The sequence below is a fragment of the Pseudomonas sp. PDM14 genome, assembly GCF_014851905.1.
Lineage (GTDB): Bacteria > Pseudomonadota > Gammaproteobacteria > Pseudomonadales > Pseudomonadaceae > Aquipseudomonas.
The window spans coordinates 1,141,237-1,161,263 of sequence record NZ_JACVAQ010000002.1; the positions used below are offsets into that span (position 1 = coordinate 1,141,237).

Sequence of the window (20,027 nt, forward strand, 5' to 3'; positions counted from 1 at the left end):
TGCCCCGCGCGCTTGCCAAAGTAGGCGCCGATGGAACGCTTGGCGCTGTTGACGTTGTCCTTAGCCGACACTGATCTGCCCCTTCTTCAGCGCTTCCATGACCGTGCTTTTCGGGCCGTCGGCGATGATTTCGCCACGGTCGACGATGATCAGCCGGTCCACCAGCGACAGCATCGAGGAACGGTGCGTGACCAGCAGCAGGGTCTTGCTGCCGATCACCGCGCTCAGGCGCTGCTTGAGGCGCTCTTCACCAGGGTTGTCCATGGCGCTGGTCGGCTCGTCCAGCAGCAGGATCGGCGGATCGAGCAACAGCGCACGGGCCAGCGCCACGTTCTGCCGCTGACCACCGGAAAGGTTCTGACCCCGCTCGCCAACCTGCAGCTCGTAGCCCTTGGCGTGCAGCCGTACGAACTCGTGCACGCCGGCCAGCTCGGACGCCTGCAGGACCAGCTCGTCTTCGACATAGCGGGCGCCGGACATCAGGTTGTCGCGCAAGGTGCCGGAGAACAGCTGGATGTCCTGCGGCACGTAGCCGATGTTGTGGCGCAGGTCGCTGACGTCCAGCTGGCGCACGTCGATGCCATCCACCAGCAAGCTGCCGGAATCGGCCTGGTGCAGGCCGACGATCAGCTTGGCCAGCGAGCTCTTGCCCGAGCCGCTGCGGCCGATGATGCCGATCTTCTCGCCGGGGCGAACCACCAGGTTGATGTTCTTCAGCGCGGCCTGCTGCTGGTCCGGATAATGGAAATCCAGCTGGCGGAATTCGATGGCACCCTGCAGCGCCTGGCGCTTGAGCGGGCGCTCGTCGGGCTGGCGCTCCTGCGGCAGGTCCATCATCTGGTTGACCGAGCCCATGGTGACGCGCGCCTGCTGGTAGCGGGTGAGCAGGCCGGACATCTGCGTCAGCGGGCCGAGTGCGCGGCCGCTGAGCATGTAGCAGGCGATCAGGCCACCCATGCTCAGGTTGCCGTCGATGATCTGGTACACGCCAAAGACGATGACGATCACCCCGGCCATCTGCTGCAGCAGCACGGTGGCGTTCATCGCCAGGCTCGACAGCATGCGCACGCGCAGTTCGAGGCGACTCAGCGTGCCGATGGTCTGCTCCCACAGGTACTGGCGCTCGCTCTCGGCGTTGTTGACCTTGACCGCATCGAGGCCGGACAGGGTTTCGATCAGGCTCGACTGGCGCTCGGCGGCCAGCGCCATGGTGCGCTCCATGGTTTCCGCCATCGGGCGCTGCAGGCTCCAGCTGATCAAGGCCGCCAAGGGGAATGCCAGCAGCGGAATCCACACCAGGTGACCGCCGAGCATGGCGATCACCGCGAGGATCAGGATGGTGAACGGCAGGTCAATGATGCTGGTCATCGTCAGCGAAGCGAGGAAGTCGCGCAGCGACTGAAACTCATGGATGTTCTGCGCGAAGCTGCCGACCCGCGCAGGGCGGTACTTCATGGACATGCCGGCGATGCGTTCGAACAGCGTGGCGGAAATGATCAGGTCGGTCTTCTTGCCGGCCAGGTCCAGGCACAGGCTGCGCAGGGTCTTCAGCAGCAGGTCGAAGGCGAAGGCGCCGGTCACACCGATGGCCAGCACCCACAAGGTGGCAGCAGCTTGGTTGGGCACGACGCGGTCGTAGACGTTCATCACGAACAGTGGCGTGACCAGGCCGATCAGGTTGATCAGCAGGCTGGCGGCGACGGCGTCGACATACAGCCAGCGCGAACGCTTGAGGGTGTCGCGAAACCAGGACGTGGTACGCGGAATCAGCTCGCCGCGGTTGAGATCGAATTTGTGCTGCGGCTGGGCGAAGAACACCTGGCCACTGTAATCGTCGTTCAGCGCTTCCAGGCTGACCAGCACTTCGCCGCCCTCGCTCTCGCAGGGCATGACCCGGGCACGCTTCTCCTCGTCCCAGCCCAGCAGCAAGGCGCTGCGCCCGTCGCGCAGCAACAGCAGCGCGGGCATGGCGATGGCCGGAATCTGCTGCAGGTCGCGGCGCAGCCAGCGCCCCTGCAGGCCGGCACGCGCAGCAGCGCGCGGCAGCAGATCGGCACTCAGGCGTTGTTCGGGTAACGGCAACCCCGCCGTCAGCATGGCGCGGCTGACCGACTTCTGATGCAGGAGGCAAAGCGACAGCAAGCTGTCCAGCAGTGGATCGTCATAGCGGTCCCGAGGGTCGCTACGGGTCTGGGTCTGACTGATATCTACTGCCACAGGGGTCACTCTTGCGCCGGGGAAAGCTGACTCAAAGCCACGGGGAGCATAGACCGGAACCCACCAGCGCAAGGTCTGGAACCTTGCACGGGTGTGGCTCGCGATGCATCGGCCGGCGAGGGACTCAGTTCAGACCTGGCAGCGTCGCTTCGGTCTGGATCTCGTCCAGCGGTGCGGAGGCCATCGGTGCAACCACGCCCTGACTCTTGAGCAGCGCGCCTATGGTGGCCTTGATGCGGTACTGAGTAAACAGCTCCGTGAAGCGAACTTCTTCCAGTCGACGAGATGCAGTGAACAGCTCGTTCTCGCTGTCCAGCAGGTCGAGCAAGGTGCGCTCGCCGAGGCTGAATTGCTTCTGGTAGGACTCACGCACGCGGCTGCTGTGGTCGACGTACTGTTGCGCGATGGGCAGTTGCTGACGGGCATTTTCCAGGGCGTTCCAGGCCAGGCCCAGTTCCTCGTTGAGAACCCGCAGGGCGTTGTTACGGATGTCCATCGCCTGGTTGGTCAGGTGTGCCTTGGATTGCAGGTCGGCCTTGTTGCTGCCACCGGCAAACAGGTTGTAGCGCATGCGCACCATCGCCTGCCATTCGTTCGAGTGACCGGTCACGCCATCGATGTTGTTGTCGGCACCGTGCGACAGCTCGGCGTCGAAACGCGGGTAGAACGGCGACTTGGCGGCTTCGTACTGCTGCTCGGTGGCCTTAACGTCGGCCTCGGCGGAGCGCAGCAGCGGGTTGTTGGCGAGCATTTCACTGCGCGCAGCCTGCAGGTCCGCCGGCAGTTGGCCCAGCAGGCCGGCCGGCAGGCTCAGTTCGGTCGGCTCGAGACCCACCACGCTGTAGTAGTTGACCCGCGCATCGGCGAGGTTGGTCTGCTCGGTGATCAGGTTGTTGCGCGCCTGCGCCAGACGCGCTTCGGCCTGGTCGAGGTCAGCCATGCGCCCGACGCCGCGCTCGCTGCGCAGGGAGATCTGGTCGTAGATACGCTCGTGGCTGCTCAGGTTGTTCTGCGCCAGACGCACCATCTCTTCACGGTTGATCACGTCGATGTAGGCACGCACTACATCCAGCGCGGTGCGCTCGGAAGTCCCCATCAGTTCATAGGCGCGCGCGTTGACGGTGGCACGCTGGCGAGCGACCTCACTCTTGGTGGCAAAACCGTCGAACAGCATCTGCTGCAAGCGCAGGCTGGACTCGCCGCGCGTCAGGGTTTCATAGGAATGATCACCACCACCGCGAGTGCCCGGACTGTCGGTTCCTTCGCGGCCATAACCGGCCAGCAGGTCGACTCGCGGAAGGTAGCCGCCCTTGGCTACATTCATCTGTTCTTCCACGGACAAACGGGCATTTACGCCGGCCTGGATCTCCGGATGGTTTTCCAGGGCACCCTGGATGGCTTCGCTCAGTGTCTGAGCCTGGGCAGAAAGAGAAAGAGTGAAGATCAACGGCAACGCGACGGATGAAAAACGCATGATGAATGAAAGTCCCTAGTGCAGTGGCAAGACGGGTAGGCGCAGCTGAAAAGTCGCTTAAAAGCCCCTTATTAATGGCGCTGATTAAGCCGCCGCATTAAAGCGACGCAGTTCACAAAATAAACTTATCGATATCAAAGTGACATCAGGGGTGGCGATTGTTTATGATCATCAGCGAGCGGTCAATACTTTGGCATATTATCAATTCCAAATCGAAATAAGCCATTTTTCTGGCGAGTGTTTTTTGTCACCTGATTAATCGATTTTTGACGCCTACCCCTACACTATCTGCGTGCGCAACGGACTAAGTGCGCAGCCTTAAGGAGCAAACCCATGAGTGTTGTCGCCATCATCAAGAGCATCGTTGGCCAGGTTTTCGCCGTCTCTGTGGACGGATTCAAACGCCAGGTCTTCGAAGGCGACCAACTGCTCGCAGGTGAACAGCTCCTCACTGCCGCTGGCGGCAGCGCCACACTGCAACTGGTGAATGGCGACGTCATTCAGCTCGGTGCCAACGCCACCTGGCAGGCCGGCAATTCCGATACGGCAACGGCCGCAGACGACCAACCGAGCGGCGATCTGGAGCAGGCACTGGCAGCCGGCTTCGACCCTACCACGCAACTGGATGAAACCGCCGCGGGCGCAGCAGCCGGCGGTGCGGGCGGTGCAGCAGGTGGCGGCCACAGCTTCGTGGTGCTGGATGCGACCGGCCAGCAGTTGGATCCGACCATCGGCTTCCAGACCGAGGGACTTGGCTTCGACGGTGTGGCACAGGATGAGCTGAACGGTTTCGCTGACACGAATACTGCGCGTGCCGTGCAACCTAACCGCGCGCCGACGGCTCAGGCCGACACATTCACCGTCAATGAAGACGGCACCATCACCATCGACGTGCTCGGCAACGACAGCGACGCCGACGGCGACACCCTGAGTATTTCCCAGGTCGACGGCCAGGCCATCGCCGAAGGCGGCACGGTCAACGTCAGCAATGGCTCGGTCACACTGACCAACGGCCAGCTGGTCTTCACCCCGAACGCCAATTACAACGGCCCGGCCAGCTTCACCTACACCGTGACCGATGGCGCACTCAGCGCAACCGGCACAGTCAGCGGCACGGTCACGCCGGTCAATGATGCACCGGTAGCCGTCAACGACAGCCTCACCGCCACCGAAGATACCCCCGTCACCTTCTCCGCGGCTGATCTGCTCAGCAATGACAGCGACATCGATGGCGACACCCTGACCATTGCCAGCGTTACCAGCGGCAATGGCGGTACCGCTGTGCTCAACGCGGATGGCACGGTGACCTTTACCCCGAACACCAACTTCAATGGCACGGCGGACTTCACCTACACCGTCACCGACGGCAGCCTGGTATCCAATACCGCTACTGCCACCATCACCGTTGCAGCTGTGAACGACGCACCGGTAGCCGTCAACGACAGCATCGTTGTCACCGAAGACACCCCGTTCACCGGCAACCTGCTGACCAATGACACCGACGTCGATGGCGACTCGCTCAGCGTTACCCAGTTCAGCCTTACTGCCCTGCCCGCCTTCACTTTTGCTGCTGGCAGCACCGCGACCATTCCGTTCGTTGGCCGCCTGACTGTCGCCAGCGACGGTACCTTCACCTTCACGCCAAGCGCGAACTACGCGGGTCCGGTGCCGCAGTTCACCTATACCCTCAGCGACGGCTCGCTGACGGATACGGCCACCCTGAACATCAGCATCACTGCGGTGAACGATGCGCCAGTCAACAATGCTCCGGGGGCAGTGAGCGTCAACGAAGACGCCACGTTGCGCCTGAACGGCGGCAACCGCATCAGTGTCGGCGATGTGGACAACCTCAATCTGAGCACCACGCTGAGCGTCGAGCACGGTATCCTGACGCTGGCCAATATCCCCGGCATCACCATCACCGGTAGCGGCACCGACACCATCACCCTGTCGGGCAATCAGCTGCTGATCAATCTCGCCCTCAACGGCCTGCGCTACATCCCCGACGCCAATTACAACGGTGCCGACCAGCTGACCATCACCACTACCGATGGCAGCCTGAGCGATGTAGACACCGTCGCCATCACCGTCAACCCGGTGAACGATGCCCCCACCAACTCGCCAGTGACCCTCACCGCCATCGCGGAAGACAGTGGCCCTCGCGTGATCACCCAGGCCGAGCTGCTGGGTAACGCCAGCGACATCGACAGCCCAACACTGACCGCCAGCAACCTGAGCATCAGCACCGGTAATGGCACCCTGGTCGACAATGGCGACGGCACGTGGACCTACACCCCTGCCGCCAACGATGACACGCAAGTCAGCTTCACCTATACGGTCAGCGACGGCGTCGCATCGGTGCCTGGCAGTGCCAGCCTGGACATCACCCCGGTCAATGATGCACCGACCGCCGTCAATGACAGCTTCGTCGTCACCGAAGACACGCCTTTCACTGGTAACCTGCTGACCAACGATTCCGACATCGAGGGAGATTCACTCAGCGTTACCCAGTTCAGCATCACTGCGCTGCCCATCTTCACGTTTGCCGCCGGCAGCACTGCAACCATCCCCTTAGTCGGTCAACTGACGGTCGCCAGCGACGGTACCTTCACCTTCACACCGGCTCCTAACTACAACGGCCCGGTGCCGCAGTTCACCTATACCCTCAGCGATGGCTCACTCACCGACACGGCCACGCTGAACCTCAGCGTCGCTGCCGTGAACGATGCACCGGTCAACAACGTACCGGGCGCCCAGAGTGTCAATGAAGATGGCTCGCTGCGTCTGAACGGCGGCAACCGCATCAGTGTCGGCGACGTGGACAATGCCAACCTGAGCACCACGCTCAGCGTCGAGCACGGCGTGCTGAATCTCAGCGGGTTCCCGGGCGTCACCATCAGCGGCAGCGGGACCAGCAGCCTCACGTTGTCCGGCAATCAGGTGCTGATCAACCTGGCACTCAATGGCCTGCGCTATGTCCCAAGCGCCAACTACAACGGCGCCGACAAACTGACCGTCACCACCACCGACGGTAGCCTGACCGATACCGACACCGTCGACATCACCGTCAATGCAGTTAACGACGCACCTGTCACCGTTGCCGACAGCATCGTCGTTGCCGAAGGCGGCACCGCAACCCTGTTGGTGGGGGGCGCCACCAGCCTGCTGGCCAATGACACCGATGTCGATGGTGACGCCTTGACCGCCATACTGGTGTCCGGCCCCACCAACGGCACGCTGACCCTTAATGCCAACGGCACGTTCAGCTATACCCACAACGGCAGCGAAACCACCACCGACAGCTTTACCTATCGCGCCAACGACGGTACCGCCAACGGCAATATCGTGACCGTCAATATCGGCGTCACACCGGTCAACGATGCACCGGTTGCTAACGATGATTTCTATACCACCAACGAAGGCCAGCCTCTGGTTATTCCGTTCAGCACGCTGACAGTCAACGACACAGATGCTGATGGCGATACCCTGCATGTTGCCTCGGCATCCAACATTGTAAACGGCACCCTCTCTGTAGTGGGTGGCAACCTGGTCTTCACGCCTACTGCGGGCTTTAGCGGCACAGCAAGTTTTACGTATAGCGTAAGTGACGGAAAGGGGGGCAGCTCCTCGGCTACGGCATACATCACCGTTAACCCGGTGAACGATGCACCCGTCGCCGTCGCCGACAGCATTACCGTCGCCGAAGGCGGTACCGCCACCTTCCTGATCGGCGGTGCGACCAGCGTGCTGACAAACGACACTGATGCCGATGGTGATTCTCTGACCGCCATTCTGGTCACCGGCCCCATTAATGGCACGCTGACACTGAACGCCAACGGCACGTTCAGCTACACCCACAATGGCAGTGAAACCACCACTGACAGCTTCACCTACAAGGTCAACGACGGCACCGTCGACGGCAACATCGTCACCGTCAACATCGGCGTCACACCGGTCAACGACGCGCCTGTTGCTAACAATGACACCGCGACAACCAACGAAAATGCCTCCGTCACTATCGCCGTTCGCTCCAACGATACCGACGCGGAAGGCAATTCACTGACCGTCACCGGAGTCACCCAGGGCGCTAACGGCTCTGTAGTGATCGACGCCGTAACGGGCAATCCGATCTACACCCCCAACGCAGGCTTCGTGGGCTCGGACAGCTTCACTTACACGATCAGTGACGGGAACAGCACGTCTTCGGCGACGGTAAATATCACCGTCGTCGACGTACTGCCGACCGTGACCATCGCCGACATCACCACCACCGCCGACAACACCCCGACCTTCAGCGGCACTTCGTCCAATACTTCGGGCAACCTGACCCTGACCGTCAACGGTTCCGACTACACCGTTACCCCGAACGCCGATGGCACCTGGTCCTTCACCCTGCCAACCAACGCTGCGCTGGCAGACGGTGACTACACCGCCACCATCAAAGGCAGCGATGCACAGGGCAACGAGGCCGATGACAGCGACGCCTTCACTGTCGACGTACTGCCGACCGTGGCCAGCATCGTCATCGCCGACCCGGCCCTGAGCATCGGTGAGACCACCAGCGTCACCATCACCTTTACCGAAGCCGTCAAAGACTTCGATAACAACGATGTCACCGTGCAGAACGGTACCCTCGGCACCCTCACCAGCACCGACGGTGGCGTGACCTGGACCGGGACCTTCACCCCGACAGCCAACATCGAAGACACCACCAACGTCGTCACCATCGGCACCGGTTACACCGATACCGTGGGCAACGCCGGTAGCGCCGCTACCAGCGACAACTACACCGTCGACACCAAAGCCCCGACCCTGAGCGTCGACATTGCGGCAACCAGCCTGGCCATGGGTGGCACCTCGACCGTCACCTTTACCTTCTCCGAACCCCCGGTCGGCTTCGCCGTGGGCGATATCAGCTCGCCGAACGGCAACGTCAATAACCTGGTGCAGAACCCGACCAATCCGGCTGTCTGGACCGCAACCTTCACGCCGAACGCCAACTTCACCGGCACCGTGACCGTTAGCGTCGCTAATGGCACCTATACCGATGCTGCTGGCAACGCCGGCACCGGCGGTAGCGATTCGGTGGCCGTCGATACTGCAGCGCCGACAGCAGCCATCGACATCGTCAGCATCTCCGACGACACCGGCACTCCGGGCGATTTCATTACCCGCGACAGTACGCTGACCGTCAGCGGTACCGTTGGCACCCTGGGTAGTGGCGAGAAAGCACAGATCAGCATCGATGGTGGTGCTAACTGGACCGACCTGACCGTCAGCAATGGCAACTGGAACTATGTCGACGGCCGTACCCTGGCGCTGGGTGACCACACCTATCAGGTACGCGTCGTGGACACCGCCGGCAACGTCGGCGCCAGCGACACACAGAAAGTGACAATCACCGCCAACCAGGACCCGGTTGCGGTAAACGACCCAGGCACACTGGGCGGCCTGACCGGCCAGTACTACGCCTACCACGAAGGCCCGGACGGCGGAAACCTGAGCTCCCTGGCCCAGGTACGCACCTTCATCGGCGCCAACGCGGCAGATGCTTCGTTCGTTGCCAACAACATCAACTACACGCTGAGCGGTGGTGACCTAGGCGGCAACAATAACCTGCAGTCCTTCCTGGGCTCCGATGCGGCTTCGCTGAATGGTGTCGACCCCGAGAACAGCAGCGATGCCATCATTCGCCTGAGTGGCACCGTGCAGCTGCAGGCTGGTAGCTACCAGTTCCAGGTCCGTGCCGACGACGGCTACAGCATCCTGATCGATGGGATCGTCGTCGCTCAGTTCGACGGCAACCAGTCGCCGAGCTCCAACAGTGGTGCATTCACCATCAACGACTCGGGCTCCCATACCATCGAGATCATCTACTGGGATCAGGGCGGCCAGGCCGTGCTGCAACCGACACTGAGCTTCAATGGTGGGGCCTTCCAGACGCTGGACAAGTTCTCGCCGCACCAGGCCAACTCGGCACTGGTAACCGCGGAAGACACCAGCCTGAATATTTCGGCGGCCACCCTGCTGGGCAACGACACCGATGCTGACGGCGACAGCCTGAGCATTGTCAGCGTTGGCAACCCAACTCATGGCACCGTCGTGCTCAACACGAATGGCAGCATCACGTTCACACCAGCCAGCAACTACTACGGCCCAGCCACATTCACCTACGTGATCTCCGACGGCCATGGCGGCACCAGCACCGCCACGGTCACCGTCAACGTAACCTCGGTGAACGACGCGCCCGTTGCAGTCGCAGCGCCTGCATCCGGAAACGAAGACAGCGTTATCGCCGTAACCCTGAGCGGTACCGATGTGGACGGCACCGTCGCCAGCTTCAAGCTGGCCAGCATGGCTGCCAACGGCACTTTCTACAGCAACGCATCCGCCACCACTGCGCTGACCCTGAACAGCGTGATCAACGCTACCAGCAACGCAGCCACTATCTACTTCAAGCCCAACCAGGACTGGAACGGCAACACCAGCTTCCAGTTCACCGCCACCGACAACAACGGGGCCGTCAGTACCGCCACAACCGGCAACATCAACGTGATCTCCGTGAACGATGTACCGGTGGCTGTCGCCACCCCAGCATCGGGCAACGAAGACAGCGTTATCGCCGTGACTCTGCGCGGCACTGACGTGGACGGCACCGTCGCCAGCTTCAAGCTGGCCAGCATGGCCGCCAACGGCACCTTCTACAGCGATTCCAGCGCCACGACAGCGCTGACCCTGAACAGCGTGATCAACGCTACCAGCAACGCAGCCACTATTTACTTCAAGCCCAACCAGGACTGGAACGGCAACACCAGCTTCCAGTTCACCGCCACCGACAACAACGGCCTTGCCAGCCCGGCTGTTACCGGCAGCATCACCGTCAACCCAGTCAACGATGCGCCTGTAACCCGCGCCGACAGCATTACCGTCGCCGAAGGCGGCACTGCGACCGTACTCGTGGGTGGGGCCACCAGCGTCCTGGCCAACGACACCGATGCCGAGAACAACACCCTGAGCGCAGTATTGGTTTCCGGGCCAGTCAACGGCATGCTGACCTTGAATGCCAATGGCACCTTCAGCTATGTGCACAACGGCAGCGAGACCACTAGCGACAGCTTTACCTACCGGGCAAACGACGGCACAGCCAACGGCAACATCGTGACCGTCAACATCGGCGTCACGCCGGTCAACGATGCACCAACCACCACACCGGTGACCCTGACCGCCATCGCTGAAGACAGCGGTGCTCGGATCATCACCCAGGCTCAGTTACTGGCCAACGCCAGCGACGTCGACGGCCCGAGCCTTACCGCTACCAACCTGAGCATCAGCTCTGGCAACGGCACGCTGGTCAACAACGGCAATGGCACCTGGTCATACACCCCAGCAGCCAACGACGACAGCAACGTGACGTTCAGCTACACCGTCACCGATGGGAGCGCCTCGGTTGCCGGCAGCGCCACGCTGGATATCACCCCGGTCAACGATGCACCAACCACCACACCGGTGACCCTGGCCGCCATCGCTGAAGACAGCGGTGCTCGGATCATCACTCAGGCTCAGTTGCTGGCCAACGCCAGCGACGTCGACGGCCCGAGCCTTACCGCTACCAACCTGAGCATCAGCTCCGGCAACGGCACGCTGGTCAACAACGGCAATGGCACCTGGTCATACACCCCAGCAGCCAACGACGACAGCAACGTGACATTCAGCTACACCGTCACCGATGGCAGCGCCTCGGTTACCGGCAGCGCCACGATGGATATCACCCCGGTCAACGATGCGCCTGTAACCCGCGCCGACAGCATCACCGTCGCCGAAGGCGGTACCGCGACCACACTCGTAGGTGGGGCCACCAGCGTTCTGACCAATGACAGCGATATCGAAAACAGCCCGCTGAATGCAGTGCTGGTCACCGGCCCAGCCAACGGCACCCTGACGCTGAATGCCAATGGCACCTTCAGCTACGTGCACAACGGCAGCGAGACCACCAGCGACAGCTTTACCTACCGGGCGAATGACGGCGCTGCCAACGGCAACATCGTGACCGTCAACATCGGCGTCACGCCAGTCAATGATGCGCCGACGATTTCCGCCAGCAGCGCACGTGTGTCCGAGGAAGGCCTACCTGGCGGTCGCACTGACACCGCCGGGGTTTCCGACACCACCAACGCCACTACAGTCTCAGGCAAGATGAGTATCCAGGATGTTGATAGCAGCAGCCTGAGCGTCACCCTCAATGCCCCGACCGCGACGGTCACCTCCGGTGGTCAGACCGTTATCTGGGCCGGTGTCGGCACAGGCCTGCTGATTGGCTATGTAGGCAGTGCTGCCCCGGCCAACGAAGCCATCCGCGTCAGCATCGACAATAGCGGCAACTACAACGTCACCCTGTCGAAGCCGCTGGACCACAGTGGCGCCAATGTTGAAGACGTACTCCAGCTCGGCATCGGGGTAACTGTCAGCGATGGTGCGCTGTCTGCTAATAGCACCCTCACCGTGGGTATCGAAGACGACATGGCGAGCGGCGCCATCGTGCGCACCTTGGAGGTTCCGGTCGACACTATCGTCATCAAGAACCTGCAAGGTGGCTGGACTGGCCAGACGTTCGACTCAGGCACGCAGTCTTCCACCACAGCCAACCGAGATACAGACAGCCTCACCGACGCCATCTACTGGGGCAACTCCGATGGTCGCTCAGGCTACGAGCTGGTGGACAACACTGCGCTGACCAACTCCACTGGGCAAACGGTCACTGCAGGATCACTCTTCAAGCTGGCGGACTTCTCGCACGTCAACCAGCCGGTAGACAGCGATATTGCATCGCTGGACAAGGTCAACATGACCATGAGCATGGATGTGGTCATCAACGGCACTACGGTCAAAGTACCGTTCACCGTACTGCTCGATCACACGGAAACACCGAACGGCAACAACTCCAACTCACTTGCCGCGCGCGACATCATCACTCTGCCGAGCCAGGACGTGACGGTGGTGCTAAACGGCCAGACTTACTCGTTCAGCCTCGAAGGCTTCAAAGACAGCACCGGCAGTATCGTAAACACGATCTACACCAACGAAAATGCAACCAGCACTTTCGAGGTTTACGGCAGCCTCAATACCACCCTGGCTATGCCGAGTGTCTCCGGTAGCGTTGCCGGTACCGCAGGCGCGGATGGCTTCGGTAGTGTGACCTGGGGCAACCTGGCCAATGACTACGGCACCCTGACCACCACAGCCGACGGCGGCTACCGCTTCGTCCTTAACGAGGCCGGTTATGCCTTGATCCAGAAGGGCACTGCAGTACCTGCTCCGACGTTCAGCTACACCGTTCGCGACAAGGACGGTGATGCCTTCAGCAGCACGCTGACCATCAATCTGCAGGCAGATAAAGACTCCACGCCGGTGGCGAATGACAACTTTGCCCAGGCGGTAGTGACTCAGAGACTCATCGACAGAACAGATGTCACAGGATTTTCGGTGACTGATACTCGCAGTTTCGGGGGCGATAATGATCCCAACGAAGGGTCTTCTGTAGTCACCAGCGGATCTATGACAGTTTCCGGCGGTACTGGCATCATCACCTTCAATGCCACATTGAGCGGTAGCAACAATGACTACTACCGGTTTGCGCTGGAAAAGCTGAACGGCAACACGTGGACTACTGGAAACTATACGGACCTAGCCAGCAGCAATACCGTCAGCAATCTGGCCGCTGGCACCTATCGACTTCGCCTGCAGGTGCTGGATCGGTCCTCAGGTAGCGGCAATGCCACTGCAACGCTGACCAACATTGCATTGGTCACCACACTGCTTACGCCAATGATCGAAGCGGCAGCTGCGAGCGGCAATGTGCTCACCGACACCAACAACCATGTCGGCAGCACTAACAACTGGGGCTCGGTAGACAGCCTCGGCCAGGAAGCCACCTTCATCAGCGCGGTCAACGGCCAAAACGTGACGAGCAGCGGCCTTACTACCATCAACGGCCAATACGGCGTGCTGTCGGTCAAAGCGAACGGTGACTACACCTACACACCGATCGCCAATATCAGCAACGTCGGCAAAAGCGAGACCTTTACCTACACCCTGAGCCAGGCGGATGGCGATCACGACACCGCCAACCTGGTCATCAACATTGGCAGTACCCCCTACACCGAGCCTACGCCGATTACCGGCAGCGGCACGTTGAACGGTACTAGTGGCGACGATGTGATCCTGGGAAGCGCCAATACCGACACTCTGACGGGTAACGCTGGCAACGACCACCTTGAAGGCAAAGGCGGCAACGACACCCTGTACGGCAACGCTGGCAAGGACATCCTTATCGGCGGCGAAGGTGATGACATCCTCTACGGCGGCGCGGGCAGCGACACCTTCGTCTGGAACGCTGGTCATCTCGGCAAGGACGTCATCAAGGACTTCACCATCAGCGGTACCGAGCGCGACACCATCGACCTGCGCGACCTGCTGCAGGGCGAGAATGACGGCAACATCGGCGACTTCCTGCGCGTGGTGACTACCGGAACCGAAACCAAGCTGGAAATCAGTACCCATGGCGAGTTCGCCCATGGTGCCGTAGCAGATGTCACCATCACCCTGGAAAACGGCGGTGCACCGGTGGATCTGTCCAGCTATGGTTCCACTTCGTCGCAGATCATCAACTCGCTGATCGCAGGTGGCGACAACGCCATCGTCAAAGTCGACCACTGATGACAAAGGCTCCCGCTGCCGCCAGGCAGCGGGTACGCTTGGGCGACGTCAACGGCCGAGGACAAGATCATGCTGTATGTGAAACGCGACGCCTGGGGCAACCTGGAGCGGGTGGAGCCGGCGCCATTCGATGGGATGGATGGCGAGCTGGTGGCCGACAGCCAGGAGGCTCAGGCCTGGTTCGCCAACCAGACCGTGGAAAACAGCCTGCTGCAGCTCAAGCAGAGTGACCTGGATATGATCCGCGTGCTGGAGGACCTGATCACCGCGCTGATGCACAAGGGCGTGGTGCGCATTACCGATCTGCCGGAAGCCGCCCAGGCCAAGCTGGTCGGTCGCAGCAAGGCGCGTGATGCCCTGGGTGGGGCGCATAGCCTGATCAATGATGAAGAAACCGGGCTGATCTAGGCGTTTACCACTGCTCGCTTGAGCCGCTGCAAGACTCGTCGAGATCAGCTCCGGCTGCGTTCTTGATCGCTTCCCGTATTTGCTCGCCCCACGTGGTGCTCTTGGGCAGAAATGGCCGGATCACACGGGCGCAGAGCCTCCTGCCATGCATCCCCTCACAGAGCGAACCGGGCTGAGAAACACCCCGATCCTGTGTGCGTAGAGTGCGCCGTGCGCACCGCCAAAGCCGAAGACAAGTTACCAGCGCACCTGTGCAAATAGGTCCGGCGCCCACGCCCTACGTATACTGCCGACCGCGTCTATCAGAAGCGACCCGTGCCGTTAATGGTGCGCACGGCGCGCACCTTGTGCGCTCCTAACAGCACGCCGCGAGATTGGTTGATTACTCCCAGGGTTGCGGCTCGCCGAACAGACGGCCCTGCACGCCGAGAATGCCCATCGAGCGCAGCACCTGCCACTCGCCTTCGGTTTCCACACGCTCGGCAATCAGCGGCAGGTCGATGCTGTTGGCCGCACGCTGCATGGCTTCGATGAACAGGCGTTTGTCGTCTTCCTGATCGATGGCGCGAATGTGGCTGCCATCCACCTTGATGTGGCTCAAACCGAGTTTGGCCAGGTTGCCGATCATGCTGAAGCGCCCGCCGAAGTGTTGCAGCGCCAGGCCGAAGCCAAGCGCGCGCAGGCGCTGGGCCAGCGATTGCAGTTCGTCCTGCTCGGGTAGCTGGTCTTCGTCCAGCTCAATGACCAGGCGCCCAGCGAGTTGCCCGTGCTGGCGCAGCTTGTCGTAGAGGCTGGCCAGTGCCTGCGGATCACGCAGGGTGCTGCCGGACAGGCTCAATGCGACGCTGTCGCTGCTCTTGAGCAGATGCGCCAGCACCTGATCGAGCATGCTCAGGTCCAGGCGCGCGGCCCAGCCGAAGCGCTCCAGCCAAGGCAGAAAGCGCCCGGCCGGCAACAGGTTGCCCTGGTCGTCGAGCAAACGTGCCAGCACCTTGTGGTGCAGCACCCGCTCAGGTTGGTTGGCGTCGACCACCGGCTGCGTGTACAGCTGCACGCGGCCCTGGTTGAGGGCAGCATCCAGCAGGCGATGCCAGACCTGGCGCTCATCCGCCGCCTGCTGCGGCACCTCGTGGTCGTGGCAGGCCCAGTTCCGTTCAGTCTGGCTGGCCGCCTGGGCCAGGGCTTCATCGGCAGCCTGGTAGATGCCGGCAGGCTCGTCGGTCGGTGCAAAGGCGGTCATGCCGATATGCGCCACCGGCAGGCTGTCGGTCACGCCGGTCTGCTGCAGCGTGCTCAGGGCCTGGTCGAGGGTTTCGGCCAGCTGCTCGGCCTCGTCGCGCTGCAGGCCGACAGCAAGCAGGGCGAACTCGCCGCCGCGGTTGCGCGCCAGCACATAGCGGCCACGGCTGAGCAGTTGCAGCTGCTCGCCGACCGCCTTGAGCAACTGGTCGGTACGCTGGCCGCCGATACGCTGGTTGAGCCCGGCCAGGTCATTGATGCGCAACAGCAGCAGGAAGCCGCTGCTGGCCTTCTCGCCACTCAGGCGGTTGTGCAGCTGCAGGTCGAAATAACGGCGGTTGGCCAGCCCGGTGAGGCTGTCCTCGTAGGCATCGGCCCGCAGCTTCTCACTGCGCGAAGCCTCTTCGGCAAACAGCGCCTTGAGCTTCTCCACCATCTGGTTCATGGCGCTGACCACGCGGCGGAACTCCGGGGTCTTCGGCAGCGCCGGCAGGCTAAGGAACTCGCGCCGGGCGATGGCATTGGACTGCTCCACCAGGTACTCCAGCGGGCGCAACTGGCGTTTGAGGAACAGCACGCCCAGGCAGATGCACAGCACGCTGCTCATGGCCAGCCAGGTCAGTATCCCCAGCGCGCTCTGCCAGAGCTTGCCGACGGCGAACAGCGGGTGGCTGATCACTTCCACCCGTGCGGCCTGGCGCCAGCCATCGCTGACGATGGCATCGCCGCTGGCCGGCGCGAGGTCGACCAGCCGGGCGAACCACTCCGGCGCAGTCGCGACCACCGGCACACCGCTGCGCTCGACCAGCACCTCGCCACTCTCGCCATCCAGCACGCGGATGCTCTGGAAATAGCCACTGTCGAAGATCGAGCTGACCATCAGCTCCATCATCGGCACATCCTCGGCATGCGGGCTGAGCGACAGGCCCAGCGCCGTGGCAGCGTCCTGGGCATGGGCACGCAGCTGGTTGACCTGCTGCTCGCGCGAGCTCTCGACGCTGACCAGAAAGCTACCGGTGAAATTCACCAGCATCAGCACGCAGATGGCGATGAACAGCTGTTTGAACAGTGACATGAATGACCCCCTCGGCCGAACTCAGGGAAAGCCCTCGGCACGCATTTTTCTCAAAAGATCCTGCCAGCGCGACAGACGCTTGGCATCGCCGACCTGCTTGCCGCCGCCCGCACCGGGCAGCCACAGGCCTTCGGCATTGAAGGCATAGACCGGCACCAGATCGGTCCGGCGGTTGGCCGGTTCGATGGCATCGATCAGGTTATCCAGCACCAGCGGTATCGCCGATGGCTGCGGGTAGTAGGTCAGCACCATGTGCGCCTGGTTCTGGCGCAGTGCCTTGACGTAGGTGATGCGCAGTTTTTCGCTGGGTACACCTAGCTGGCGCAGGCTGAAATACTTGGCGATGGCGAAGTCCTCGCAGTCGCCGGCACCGCGAAACAGTGCCTCGACCGGCGTGGCCCAGTAATCCTTGACCCGCCAGAGCACGATGTCGTCGCGAAAGCGCAGGCGCAGGTTGAAGAACTGATTGACGGCCTTGAGCTGCTGCTGCTCGGGCTTGCCCTGCTGCTGCTCGAGCAGGCGCTGCCAGTCGCTGATGCGCCCGCGCCCTTCGCCCAACGGGCCGTAGAGCTGCTCGGCACGCGTGTTGATCAGGGTGAAGTCCCAGTCGGCCTGCAGAACGCCAGCAACAACCAGGCAGACCAGCAAAATGAGCGCTTTTGCGGGCCTACCGAGATGCTGCTGAAAGGACACCAGGCGACGGAGCGGCAAAGCCGGCACACCCATACCGATTAACGGCAGTCATGGTGAGCGGCGCAGGCTGAAAACACAATCCTCCGCCCGCCGATCAAGGGCCGCTACTTACCTCAGGTTACGCCGCTCTCTGCCCTCCGGGCGCTGCTGCGGTGGGCGAAAGTCGTGGCGCTGCTGGCGAGGGTCCTGGCGGTAGCCTTGCTGCCAGCGGTCGTGGCGGGGTTGCCAGGACTGGCGGCGGTCGCGGTCATGTTCGCGGCGTTGCTGCCAGGTGTGCTCGTGGTAGGCACGGGGCGCGCCACGTAGCTCCTGATTGCGCGGGCGACCGTCCTGCCAACCGTAACGCCCGTCATAGCCTGGGGCATAGTGGGAGTGGCGGCGGTCCTGGTAACGGTCGCGGTGCCAGGCACGGCGATTGTCATCGTAATAGCCACGGTAGATCGGCCGTGACTCGTAGCGCTGCACGTGGCCACCGTAATAGCCGTCGTACTGCCGGTAGTAGTTGCGATCATCGCCACCGTAGGCGACGCACCCGCTGAGGCTCAGACCCAGTACTGCACCAAGAATCAATTTGCTGGACATGGCGGCCTCCTTCGACCGCTGGGACAGCGCCGACCAGTGCCGGCACCCGGGATCGCTCCCACTGGCTTTGACTGCTCGCCAACAGCTGAAGTGCGGCGAGTGCCGCGCGCATAAGTTGTATCCGCGCGTTACTCCTGCGCACCAGCACGGCGCCCGCATGGCGCCTTGTTGGTGCAACGTGCCGATGCAGAGCGCTCGCGTGTGCCAAGCGGAGCACACAATCACGGTCGATCCGGCGATTGGCACGCCGTTCGCTTGGCAGCCGTTGCAGGATGCAGCCCATCGAGGGCCAGCCGTCAGACAATCAGCAATGGTCGACTAGGGTTCCGATCTGCCGCAGGCAGGTGTCTGGTCCGAGAGTGGGCAACCTCGCGAGGGGTCACACGGAGGGATAAAAGCCCGGGAGAACGCGCAGCGCGGCTGCCGCCATCCTGTTCTTTTTTCCTGGCCCGAGGTTGCAATGTCCCTTCGCTCACTGATCCGCTTCACCTCCTGTTCCATCCTCGCCCTGGCGCTGCTGCAGCCCGCCCATGCCGCACCACAGAAGTCCTTCAAGGTCTGCTGGTCGATCTATGCCGGCTGGATGCTCTGGGGGCAGATGGCCGAACAGGGCATCATCGACAAGTGGGCGAAGAAGTACGGCATTCAGATCCAGGTCGAGCAGGTGCCCGACTACGTGGCCTCGATCGAGCAATACACCGCCGGTGACTACGCCGCCTGCTCGATGACCAACATGGACGCCCTGACCATCCCCGCCGCTGCCGGCGTGGACTCCACCGCACTGATCGTCGGCGACTTCTCCGCCGGCGCCGACGGCATCCTGGTACGCGGCGGCAACCGCGACATCAAGGACCTGCGCGGCAAGACCATCCTGCTGGTGGAAAACTCGGTGTCCCACTACCTGCTCAGCCGTGCGCTGGAATGGGCGCACCTGAGCGAAAGCGACGTCAAGGTGGAGAACGTTTCCGACAAGGATCTGGCCGCCGTCTGGCGCAGTGGCAAGGGTGACGCGGTGGTGACCTGGAACCCGATCCTCTCCGACCTGCGCCAGGACGGCGACACCACCCTGGTGTTCAGCTCGCACCATATTCCCGGCGAGATTCTCGACCTGCTGGTGATCAACAGCGCCACCCTGGCCGCCAACCCCGAGCTGGGCAAGGCGCTGACCGGCGCCTGGTTCGAGGGCATGCGCCTGATGGGCATGCCGACCGACGAAGGCCGCGCCGCGCGCACGCAAATGGCGGTCGCCGCCGGCACCGACCTGGCCGACTTCGAGAATCAGCTGAAAACCATCCGCTCCTTCTACGCACCGCGTTCGGCCTATGCCTTCGCCAGCAGCGAGAAGATGCCGGCACTGATGCAGCGCGTGGCCAACTTCGCCGACGCGCACAAGCTGCTCGGCGCCGATGGCAAGGGCCTGGAGCACCTGGGCATCAGCTTCAGCGGCGCGCGCGTACTGGGCAATCCGGCACAGGTGAAGCTGCGCTTCGACCCGGCGTACATGGAAATGGCCGCCAACAAGAACCTGTAACACAGCGGCACCATAACGGTCCGCTCGAGCTATGCGCGCACCACAACGGCGCAACGCTCACCTAACGCCCCCCATTCGACCCGCGCGAAGCCGCG

8 protein-coding genes and 1 riboswitch are annotated in these 20,027 nt (G+C 62.3%); of the genes, 3 read left to right on the forward strand and 5 right to left on the reverse strand.

From position 1 onward, the window contains the following. Positions 1-60: 60 nt before the first annotated feature. Together IB229_RS17910 and IB229_RS17915 are read right to left on the reverse strand one after the other, a co-directional pair. Positions 61-2,217, reverse strand: a complete 2,157-nt coding sequence (locus IB229_RS17910) for a type I secretion system permease/ATPase (protein WP_192331261.1) — start codon at positions 2,215-2,217, stop codon at positions 61-63. Between the two features lie 124 nt (positions 2,218-2,341). Beyond that, a complete protein-coding gene (locus IB229_RS17915) occupies positions 2,342-3,691 on the reverse strand; it encodes a TolC family outer membrane protein (RefSeq protein ID WP_192331262.1) in 1,350 nt (449 codons plus the stop codon). A gap of 333 nt (positions 3,692-4,024) precedes the next feature. On the opposite strand from IB229_RS17915, the gene IB229_RS17920 reads away from it, so the two are divergent. Both IB229_RS17920 and IB229_RS17925 read left to right on the forward strand, forming a co-directional pair. Beyond that, positions 4,025-14,404 (forward strand): retention module-containing protein, encoded by a 10,380-nt coding sequence (locus tag IB229_RS17920; RefSeq protein ID WP_192331263.1) that lies wholly within the window; start codon positions 4,025-4,027, stop codon positions 14,402-14,404. 69 nt (positions 14,405-14,473) lie between these two features. Continuing rightward, the gene (locus IB229_RS17925) at positions 14,474-14,812 is read left to right on the forward strand and encodes a tryptophan synthase subunit beta (RefSeq protein ID WP_192331264.1); all 339 of its coding nucleotides are present in this window, start codon (positions 14,474-14,476) and stop codon (positions 14,810-14,812) included. A gap of 382 nt (positions 14,813-15,194) precedes the next feature. Here IB229_RS17925 and lapD read toward each other — a convergent pair whose 3' ends face one another. From lapD to IB229_RS17940, 3 genes are all read right to left on the reverse strand, one after another. Continuing rightward, positions 15,195-17,126, reverse strand: a complete 1,932-nt coding sequence (gene lapD / locus IB229_RS17930) for a cyclic di-GMP receptor LapD (protein WP_192331265.1) — start codon at positions 17,124-17,126, stop codon at positions 15,195-15,197. A gap of 21 nt (positions 17,127-17,147) precedes the next feature. Continuing rightward, the gene (lapG, locus tag IB229_RS17935) at positions 17,148-17,852 is read right to left on the reverse strand and encodes a cysteine protease LapG (protein ID WP_192331266.1); all 705 of its coding nucleotides are present in this window, start codon (positions 17,850-17,852) and stop codon (positions 17,148-17,150) included. A 75-nt stretch (positions 17,853-17,927) separates the two neighbouring features. Next, positions 17,928-18,401 carry a hypothetical protein gene (locus tag IB229_RS17940; RefSeq protein WP_192331267.1) on the reverse strand — a complete coding sequence of 158 codons (474 nt, stop codon included), beginning with the start codon at positions 18,399-18,401 and terminating at the stop codon, positions 17,928-17,930. Positions 18,402-18,708: 307 nt separating this feature from the next. Next, positions 18,709-18,809, forward strand: a riboswitch (guanidine-I (ykkC/yxkD leader). 52 nt (positions 18,810-18,861) lie between these two features. Here IB229_RS17940 and IB229_RS17945 point away from each other — a divergent pair. After that, positions 18,862-19,932 carry a putative urea ABC transporter substrate-binding protein gene (locus IB229_RS17945; RefSeq protein ID WP_192331268.1) on the forward strand — a complete coding sequence of 357 codons (1,071 nt, stop codon included), beginning with the start codon at positions 18,862-18,864 and terminating at the stop codon, positions 19,930-19,932. Positions 19,933-20,027: the final 95 nt, after the last annotated feature.

What these genes read in the sequence shown, in the direction of transcription:
- lapD (WP_192331265.1), bottom strand. Translation starts at nt 17,126, where the DNA reads ATGTCACTGTTCAAACAGCTGTTCATCGCCATCTGCGTGCTGATGCTG.
- IB229_RS17920 (WP_192331263.1), top strand. Translation starts at nt 4,025, where the DNA reads ATGAGTGTTGTCGCCATCATCAAGAGCATCGTTGGCCAGGTTTTCGCC.
- IB229_RS17925 (WP_192331264.1), top strand. Translation starts at nt 14,474, where the DNA reads ATGCTGTATGTGAAACGCGACGCCTGGGGCAACCTGGAGCGGGTGGAG.
- IB229_RS17940 (WP_192331267.1), bottom strand. Translation starts at nt 18,401, where the DNA reads ATGTCCAGCAAATTGATTCTTGGTGCAGTACTGGGTCTGAGCCTCAGC.
- IB229_RS17915 (WP_192331262.1), bottom strand. Translation starts at nt 3,691, where the DNA reads ATGCGTTTTTCATCCGTCGCGTTGCCGTTGATCTTCACTCTTTCTCTT.
- IB229_RS17945 (WP_192331268.1), top strand. Translation starts at nt 18,862, where the DNA reads ATGTCCCTTCGCTCACTGATCCGCTTCACCTCCTGTTCCATCCTCGCC.
- lapG (WP_192331266.1), bottom strand. Translation starts at nt 17,852, where the DNA reads ATGGGTGTGCCGGCTTTGCCGCTCCGTCGCCTGGTGTCCTTTCAGCAG.